7 protein-coding genes are annotated in these 8564 nt (G+C 60.9%); all 7 read right to left on the bottom strand.

Annotation, left to right across the window (positions count from 1 at the left end; translation table 11 throughout):
• Positions 1 to 57: 57 nt before the first annotated feature.
• Positions 58 to 585, bottom strand: coding sequence for a Crp/Fnr family transcriptional regulator (locus VF629_RS09965; protein WP_331058327.1), 528 nt, complete (start codon positions 583 to 585; stop codon positions 58 to 60).
• A 39-nt stretch (positions 586 to 624) separates the two neighbouring features.
• On the bottom strand, positions 625 to 1533 hold the full coding sequence (locus VF629_RS09960; protein WP_331058326.1) for a 1,4-dihydroxy-2-naphthoate polyprenyltransferase: 909 nt from the start codon (positions 1531 to 1533) through the stop codon (positions 625 to 627).
• Positions 1534 to 1705: 172 nt separating this feature from the next.
• Entirely contained in the window at positions 1706 to 2293 is a 588-nt protein-coding gene (locus VF629_RS09955; RefSeq protein ID WP_331058325.1) for a glutathione peroxidase, read from the bottom strand.
• Positions 2294 to 2439: 146 nt separating this feature from the next.
• Positions 2440 to 4491, bottom strand: coding sequence for a HelD family protein (locus tag VF629_RS09950; RefSeq protein WP_331058324.1), 2052 nt, complete (start codon positions 4489 to 4491; stop codon positions 2440 to 2442).
• Between the two features lie 90 nt (positions 4492 to 4581).
• Positions 4582 to 5163 carry a TIGR00730 family Rossman fold protein gene (locus VF629_RS09945; RefSeq protein ID WP_331058323.1) on the bottom strand — a complete coding sequence of 194 codons (582 nt, stop codon included), beginning with the start codon at positions 5161 to 5163 and terminating at the stop codon, positions 4582 to 4584.
• A 303-nt stretch (positions 5164 to 5466) separates the two neighbouring features.
• Entirely contained in the window at positions 5467 to 7263 is a 1797-nt protein-coding gene (gene argS, locus VF629_RS09940; protein WP_331058322.1) for an arginine--tRNA ligase, read from the bottom strand.
• A gap of 296 nt (positions 7264 to 7559) precedes the next feature.
• Positions 7560 to 8390, bottom strand: a complete 831-nt coding sequence (locus VF629_RS09935) for an alpha/beta hydrolase (RefSeq protein ID WP_331058321.1) — start codon at positions 8388 to 8390, stop codon at positions 7560 to 7562.
• Between the last annotated feature and the right edge of the window lie 174 nt (positions 8391 to 8564).

Genomic DNA, 8564 nt, shown 5'->3' with positions numbered 1-8564 from the left:
TTACATCAAAATCTTACGGCTGCCCGCGCACCCGGCTCAGGGTTTCCGGCGTGATGCCTAAGTAGGATGCCACCATGCCCAATGGCAAGCGGCCAGCACCGGCCGGTAGGCCGCGCAGAATACCGCGCATTTGTCTTTGGCTGAGTTGAACCGCAGGGCTGCCAGCCGTGCCGACTGCTGCATGAACTGCTGCGAAATGATGATGCGCCCAAATCGCTCCATCTCTGGAAAACGCTCGAACAAGCTGGCCAGCTCCACGTTGGTCAAGGAACACACTTGGCTACGCTCCAGCGCCTGCAAATAACTGTCATCTGGCTCGTTACGCATGAAACTGTCGGTGGCGGTAATCCATTCGCCCTCCGCTGCAAAGCAGTCGGTTATGTCTTTCTCGCCCTTGCAGTAGTAGCTGCGCAGCAACCCCTGCGTAATAAAAAAAGTGCGGTTGCACACCGAGCCCGCCTGGTGCAAAAACCGGCCCTTGTCCACGTTCTGGATTTTTACCCGGTGCCGGAGTTCTTGGCGCAGTTCCACCGAAACCTTCGTCAGCCGGGCCACGTGCGTGAGCAGTTCCGAGACGGCGTCCATGCTGTTGTTTAAGGAATTCGTTGAATAACCGCCCGCGCCCTACCCCAGCACCTGCCCCACCCCAAACAGCAGCGTAAACACCAGCGTGCTCAGCGCCATCTGCTTCAGCAGCGGGTCAATCTGCATTGACTCCTGCCGCTGCCACACCTGAACGGCGTTGAAGACAAACAGCGGCACAGATAGCAGAAACAGCCATTTCCAAGGCGAAGAATGACCGGGATTGAACGTCAAAGCCACATATACTGTGGCGCAGCCCAGCCCCAGCAGCAGCAGCAGCCAATGGTAGCGCCGCGCGTGTAGGGGCCCCAGCCGCACCGGGATGGTGATTTTGCCGGCCAGCACGTCGGAGTTGATGTCGCGGATGTTGTTCACGTTCAGCACCGCGGTGGCGAAGCAGCCAAGCGCGGCGGCCGGCAGCAGCACTTGCAGCGGCAGCGTCCGGGTTTGCAGAAAATACGTGCCGCACACGCCCACCACGCCAAAAAAGAGGAAAACCGAAATGTCGCCAAAGCCGGTGTAGCCATACGGGTTGGAGCCCGCCGTGTAGTTTACCGCCGCCCAAATGGCGGCCAACCCCAGCGCCAAAAACGCCAGAAACAAGCCCAGCCCGGCCGCGCCCAGGGCCACCCAAAGCAATGCTACGCCGCTGGCCAGCGCGAGCAGCCCGCAAATCCACATGCCGCGCTTCATTTGGGCGGGCGTGATGGCGCCGCTCTGCACGGCGCGCTGCGGGCCCTGGCGGTGCACGCTGTCGGCGCCGTTTTGGGAGTCGCCGTAGTCGTTGGCCAAGTTGCTGAGGATTTGCAGCAGGACGGTGGTCAGGGCCGCCAGGCCCACCACCTCGCCGTCGAACTGCCCCGCGGCGGCGGCCAGAAACGCGCCGGTCAGGATGCTGGCCAGGGCCAACGGCAGGGTGCGGGGGCGAAATGCAGAAATCCAGGGAGACATGGGCAAAAGGGCAGCAACGGGAGAGAAAAAGTACACAAAAGAACGTCATGCCGAGCGGAGCCGAGGCATCTCGCGTGGGGGAGTATTCCTTTTAATTGGTTTACTGCCCCGAGCAAGATGCCTCGGCTTCGCTCGGCATGACGTTCTTTCAAGTCATGACAAACGACCAAACTTACTTCGTGATGTCGGCCACCAGCTCGGGGCTTAGGGGCGTCACCTTGGAGTTGTAAAACTTCACGACTTTGCCTTTTTCATCGACCAAGTACTTGCAGAAGTTCCAGCTGGGGGCCTCGCCCACGGCGCCGTTCTTGGTTTTGTCGGAGAGGTACTGGTACAGCGGCGCGGCATCTTCGCCCTTCACCGAAACGGTTTCAAACAGCGGGAAGGTGACGCCGTAGTTCTTCTCGCAGAAGGAGGCCACTTCCGCGTTGGAAGTTAGCTCCTGCTTGAAGCTGTTCGAGGGGAAGCCGAGCACCACCACTTTGTTGCCGTATTTCTTCGAGAGCTCTTCCAGCTCTTTGTACTGCGGGGTGAAGCCGCACTTGGAGGCGGTGTTCACAATCAGCAGTTTTTTGCCCTTGTACTGGCTCAGCTTCACGTCTTTGCCGTCGATGGATTTCACCGTGAAATCGTATACGGAAGCGGGCGCTTTGGCGGTTTCGGAAGCTGGCGACATGGCGGTGGGAGCAGCCGGTTTGGCCGCGATAAAGGCCATGGCCGAAGCGGCAACGACCAACGTGAGAAGAATTGATTTTTTCATGGGATGAAGGTAAGGGTTGCGCAATTGCCTGCGTAACCAGCCGACGGCCAACAGGGTTTCGGGCCGTGGCGCGCACTTTTAGTCCGCGGCCTCGCCGGATACCAAACAAATGTTAAATGCTTAGGGACGCGCACTAAAAGTGCGCGCTACATGCCAGTTGCCAGGAATGCCGTAACGTCGCCCGAATACGTGAGCGTGAGCCGGTGCATGGCCCGGGTACAGGCAACGTAGAGCATGCTCTTATCGACCTCCGTTTTGTAAGTGCGGGCGGAGGCAAAGGGCACAATGACTTCGTCGAATTCCAGGCCCTTCGCCAAATGCGCCGTCGTGATAATGACTCCTTCCTTGAAGTGCGTTGATTCCTCGGTGAGCAGCTGCACGCCTTGGGCGTGCAGCGCCTCCTGCACTTGCGCGGCTTGCTTGGGCGTCTTGCAGATGATGCCCAGCGACTTACTGCCGGAGCTTTGGAAGGCTGCGACCAACTGCTTGATGGTTTCCAGCTCCTCGCCGTGGCTGTTGCAGCGCACCGTGGCGGGCTCCTGGCCGTGCCGTTCCAGCGGGATGATGTTGGGGTTGGGCGTGATGCGCTGCGCGAAGGCGGTAATCTCCATCGTGGAGCGGTAGCTGCGGTAGAGCTTGACCACGTCGGCCTGCGGAAAGACGCGCTCGATGGTTTCGGCCGACGAGGCGCTATACGGATTAACCGTCTGGTTGACATCGCCCAGAATGGTTTTCCGGCAGTTGAACACCCGGCCCAAAACGGCGTATTGCACCGGGGTGTAATCCTGCATCTCGTCCACGAGCAAGTGCTTCACATGGTCGTAAGCACTGATGCCTTCCAAGCGAATGCGCAGGTAAACCAGGGCGAAGACGTCGGCGTACTCCAGGGTTTGGCCGTGCTCGAACCGGAACAGCTCGGGCCGGCCAATCCAGCGGTAAAAGTCCCGGTAGAAGTCCAGCACGTTGTTGAACCGGAACATGCGCGTCAGGGCTTCTCCGATGGTGCTTTTTTCCGCGTTGGTGAGCTTGCGGTTGGCGGCGGTGCGCACGTAGGCCCGCACGTCGTCGGCCACCAGCGGAAACCGTTTCAGGAGCGGCACCCGGTGGTAGGCCTTGAACTTGTCGAGCAGCAGCTGGCGCGGCACCAGGGTGCGGCCCACCCGCAGCTCGCTCGCCGTGAAGTAGTTGTTCTCCACGTGCAGCAGGTATTTGTTCAGCTGGCTGAGGAACTCAAACGAGGACTTGAACCGGATGCGCTCGATGAACGCGGGGTTGTGGTGCTCCAGCAGCGCCGACACCTGCTCGAAAAAGGTCTGGAACGGGTACTGGTTGCCGAGCAGGTCGGCCGCCAGCTCTTCCATGCCCGTCTCGGGGATGTGCTCCTCCCCTAGCTCGGGCAGGACGTTCGAGATGTAGTCAGCAAAGACCTTGTTGGGCGAAATGATGAGGATGTCTTTGGCCCCGATGGTTTCCCGGTAGCGATACAGCAGGAACGCAATGCGGTGCAGGGCAATGGAGGTTTTGCCCGAGCCGGCCACCCCCTGGATGACCATTACCGAAGCCTCCTCGTTGCGGATAACGGCGTTCTGGTCGCGCTGAATGGTCGCGACGATGTTCTTCATCTTGTCGTCCGAGGACTTGGCCAGCTCGCGCTGCAGCACCTCGTCGTGGATGTTCACGCCGTTTTCAATCAGAAATTCCAGCCGGCCGTCCTGGATTTTGTACTGCCGCTTCAGGTCGATGCGGCCGTGAATGGGGCCGGACGGGGTGGTGTACGCGGCTTCGCCCAGCTCGAAATCGTAGAACATGGAGGAAATGGGCGCCCGCCAGTCGTAGATGAGGCCCCGGCGCTGCCGCTCGTCCACGAACGAATGCACGCCGATGTACACGGGCGTGGTGCCCCCTTTCGCGGTGGTGAAGTCGATGCGGCCGAAGTACGGAGACTGGACCAGCTTGAGGAGCTTGCGCTTGCGGGCCACGGCCGCGCCGCCCGTAAAAGCCATGCGGTCGATGGACTGGCCGGCGGCCACCATGTCGGCATCGTCCATGCCCGACTGGTTCTCGTGGATGTACTCCTTTTTCTCCCGAAGCTCGCTGGAGAATTGCCTCACGGCGTCATCCACGCGCCGCACCGCCAACGTCAGCTGCTCCTTGATTTCCTCCAGGTATTCTCGTTCTTCTTGTTCCGTTGCGTTCATCGCAGGCTATAGTAGCGCGGACTTTTAGTCCGCGAATGGAATCGTTCAAACTCGCCGACTAAAAGTCCCTCCGAGTGCGACCGCGCTGCCTCACGTAGTCGGCGGCGTCAGCCACTTCTCCAGCTCAACCGGTTGGTAGGCGGCCATCATCGTCAACAACTCTTCCGGGTCGGATGATTGCAGCAGCTGGGAGCGGTTTTCGGCCCGGAGGAGCTGGTCGTCGCGCATGCGGTCCAAGGCCAGGAGCAGGTGGTCGTAGTAGCCGTCCACGTTGAGCAGGGCGACGGGCTTGCGGTGCAGGCCGAGCTGGCCCCAGGTCAGGACTTCGAACAGCTCTTCGAGGGTACCGTAGCCGCCCGGCATGGCAATGAAGCCCTCGGCGCGGTCGGCCATCAGGAGCTTGCGCTCGTGCATGGAGCCCACCACGTGCAGCTCGGTGCAGCCTTTGTGGGCCAGCTCCTTGGCGTCCAGAAAATCGGGGATGACGCCAATTACTTCCCCACCCTGCGCCAGCACGGCGTCGGCGATGGTGCCCATCAGGCCCACGCGGCCGCCCCCGTATACCAGCGTGAGGCCGCGCGCCACCAGAGCGGCGGCGAGGGCTTGCGCCTGGGCAATGTAGTTGGGGTTGGTTCCGGCGCTGGAACCGCAGTAAACGGCAATGCTTTTCATGTGTTATTCGGTCTGAATGGCCCTTGAATGGCTCGGATGGCTCGGATGGCTCGATGGCTCTTTCGGAGTTTCACTCCGAAAGTCGCCTGGTGCGGAGTTACACTCCGCCCGCGTGGGGAAAGTCGTTCTGCCAGGGGGACTTCAAGTCCCCCTGGCAGGTGACTTTCGGAGTTGAACTCCGAAAGAGCCGGAGAGAGCCGGAGAGCCGGACTCCGAAAGAGCCGGCGATTTGATTACTTCGGCACGCGAGATGTCTCGGCTGCGCTCGACATGACGGTCTAGTTGGCGTTAGCCTTATTATGATTACATCCGCTCGGGCACCTGGATGCCCAGCAGGCTCATCGAGGCCTTTATCTGCTCGCCCACGCGGGCCGACAGCGCCACCCGCAGGCTACGCTTGGCCGCGTCGGTTTCCTGGAAAATCGAGACTTCCGCATAAAACCTGTTGTAGGCTTTCGCCAGGTCGTAGGCGTATTGGGCAATGACGGCGGGCGAGAGGTTGCGGGCGGCTTCGGCCACTACCGAGACGTAGCGGGCCAGTTCCTGAATCAACTCCTGCTCGGTGGGTTCAAGGCCGGAAATCTGGCTCCACTCGGCGGTTTCGGTGAGGCCCAGCTCGGCGGCTTTGCGGCGGATGGCGGCGATGCGGGCGTGCGAATATTGGATGAACGGCCCCGTGTGCCCTTCCAGGCTCACCGACTCTTCGGGGTTGAAGAGCATGCGCTTCTTGGGGTCCACTTTCAGCAGGTAGTACTTCAAGGCGCCCAGGCCCAGCAAGTGGTAGAGCTCCTCCAGCTCTTCCTCGCTGAGGCCTTCGGTTTTGCCTTTTTCGAGGGTGGCAGCTTTGGCGGCGGCCACCACGTCGCGCACCAGTTCGTCGGCATCGACCACGGTGCCTTCGCGCGATTTCATCTTGCCGGAGGGCAGGTCCACCATGCCGTAGCTGAGGTGGTGGATGGCCTCAGCATACGGCTTGCCGAGTTTGGCCAGCGTGGCTTGCAGCACCTGCATGTGGTAGTTCTGCTCGTCGGCGATGACGTAAATGCTGCTATCGTAGCCGAAATCCTGGTACTTGAGCTCGGCCGTACCCAGGTCTTGGGTGATGTAGACGCTGGTGCCGTCGGCGCGAAGCAGGAGCTTTTCGTCGAGGCCCTCGGCCTGCAAATCGACCCACACGGAGCCGTTTTCTTTCTTAAAGAACACGCCTTTGCTCAAGCCTTCCTCCACCCGCTCCTTGCCCAGCAGGTAGGTTTCGGACTCGTAGTAGTACTGGTCGAAATCGACGCCGATGGTTTTGTAGGTTTCGTCGAAGCCTTCGTACACCCAGCCGTTCATCTGGCTCCAGAGGGCTTTTACGGCGGGCTCGCCGGCTTCCCAGGCTTGCAGCATCTGCTGGGCCTCGGTCATAAGGGGGGCTTGCTTTTTGGCGATGTCGGTGGCCACGCCCTCGGCTTCGAGCTGCTTGATTTCTTCGCGGTAGTGCTTCTCAAACAGCACGTAGTACTTGCCGGCGAGGTGGTCGCCCTTCATCCCGGCCTCGGCGGGGGTTTCGCCGTGGCCGAAGTGCTGGTAGGCAATCATCGACTTGCAGATGTGGATGCCGCGGTCGTTCACCAGGTTGGCTTTGGTGACGGTGGCGCCGGTGGCTTTCAGAATCTCGGCCACCGAGTAGCCCAGGAAGTTGTTGCGCAAGTGGCCCAGGTGCAGGGGCTTGTTGGTATTTGGCGAGGAGTACTCCACCACCACGCGCTGCGGGCCGCCATCGGTACCCACGGGCGCGGCAGCGGGCTGCGCGCGCAGCTGCTCAAACACGGCCAGCCACTCGGCATCGGCAATTTCGAGGTTGAGGAAGCCTTTCACCACGTTGTAGCCGCGCACGCGGGGCTCGTGGGCCGTTAGCCACTCGCCCAGGGCTTGACCGATTTGCTCGGGGCCCTTGCCCAAGGCTTTGGTGAGGGGAAACGTGACGAGGGTAAAGCTGCCGGCAAACTCCTTGCGCGTGGGCTGGAGCGTGAGGCTGGCGGCGGGGATTTCAACGCCAAAAACGGCTTGAGCAGCGGTTTGCAGGGCGGTTTTGAGGGAGTTTTCTAACTGTTGCACGGGGCAAAGGTACGGGCTTGAACTAACCGCACCTCACACCGTCAGGCGCATCTGGCGTCCGCGCGGTCGAAGCCTCTCGCCAAGGACCGTAATTCAATCGTCTGTCATGCGGAGCAGCGCGAAGGAGCTTTTTTCGGTCGAACGACTCGTTCAAGCGTGAGGAGTGCTTGGCTACGCCAACCTACGGCTCCTTTGTCAGCAGGACGGAAAGTTGCCGTTTACAGGAATATAAAGAAGCCCCACTAGCCGCTGGGCGTTCTGTCGCCTTCTGTTTCGCTGGGCTTCCTGGCGGGTTGCTAGGCGTTGCCGCCCGCCAGGAAGCGACTGATGGCGCGCACATATCCTTCAGCAAAAAACTTTTCGGTCAGTTTTTCTTGTGCGCCCAGGTGGCCACAGTCCACGGCCAATAGTTGGCGACGCTGTCTCCGGCGAGCCGCCTGCACCACTGCCGAGGAATCGGCCAAGGGCGTGTTTTTGTCTTGGGTGCCGGCAATGAGCAGCCACGGGCAGCGCACCCGGGCCGCTACGCGGGGGTATGCGGCCGCCGCGGCGGGCAGCGTGACGGTTTTGTTGTTGGCCGCTTTTTGGTAAGCAACGATGCCCGGCAAGTTGCCAGCGTAGCCCTCGGTGATGAGGAAATCGGGCTTGGCGCGAGCCGCTACTTCCGACCCCACGATGGCGCCCATCGACAGGCCCAAAATGCCCGCACGGTCGCGGGGGCGCAAATGCCGCGCCTCCCCTAGCGCGGCCTGCAGGTCGGTGGCAAATTCCTCGTAGTACAGCCGCTGCGGGTCGATGGCAAAGGCCTGGCTGTGGCCAAACCCTCGGTAGTCGAACAGCAGCGAACGGTAGCCCGCGTCGGCCAGCGCCCACGCCGTGTAGATGTTACTGGACATGTTGTAGGCGTCGCCCCCGGCCACCACCACCGTGGTGTGCTGGTCAGTGGCTTCGGCAGAGGGCTCAATCAGCCAAGCCACCAACTTCACCTGGTCGGCCGTGGTAATTTCCAGCTGGCGGTATTTCAGGCCCAGGGTATCAGGCTTAGCCCACCATTCAGCCACTGGCCGGATAGCAAAAGCGGGCCCAGCCGTTAATAGGGCCAGGAAAAAGAGTAGGATGCGAACCATGCAATAGAAGTAAAAAGCCTTGGTGTTGTTACCAGCCTTTAGATAGACTACTTCCGCCACGCAACGTTGCTCCGCTCGCCAATATCTGTTTCTACTCTTCACGAGGCCGTTCTGCGTGCAGGTTCGCCTCCGTTATTCGAACATGTAAGTTGTGGCGCGGCCCGCGCGGCCCCA

Origin of the sequence: Hymenobacter sp. (assembly GCF_036388155.1) — a bacterium.
GTDB lineage: Bacteria > Bacteroidota > Bacteroidia > Cytophagales > Hymenobacteraceae > Hymenobacter.
Note: the sequence above shows the minus strand (reverse complement) of the source record. Positions and strands in the feature narration are given on the sequence as shown.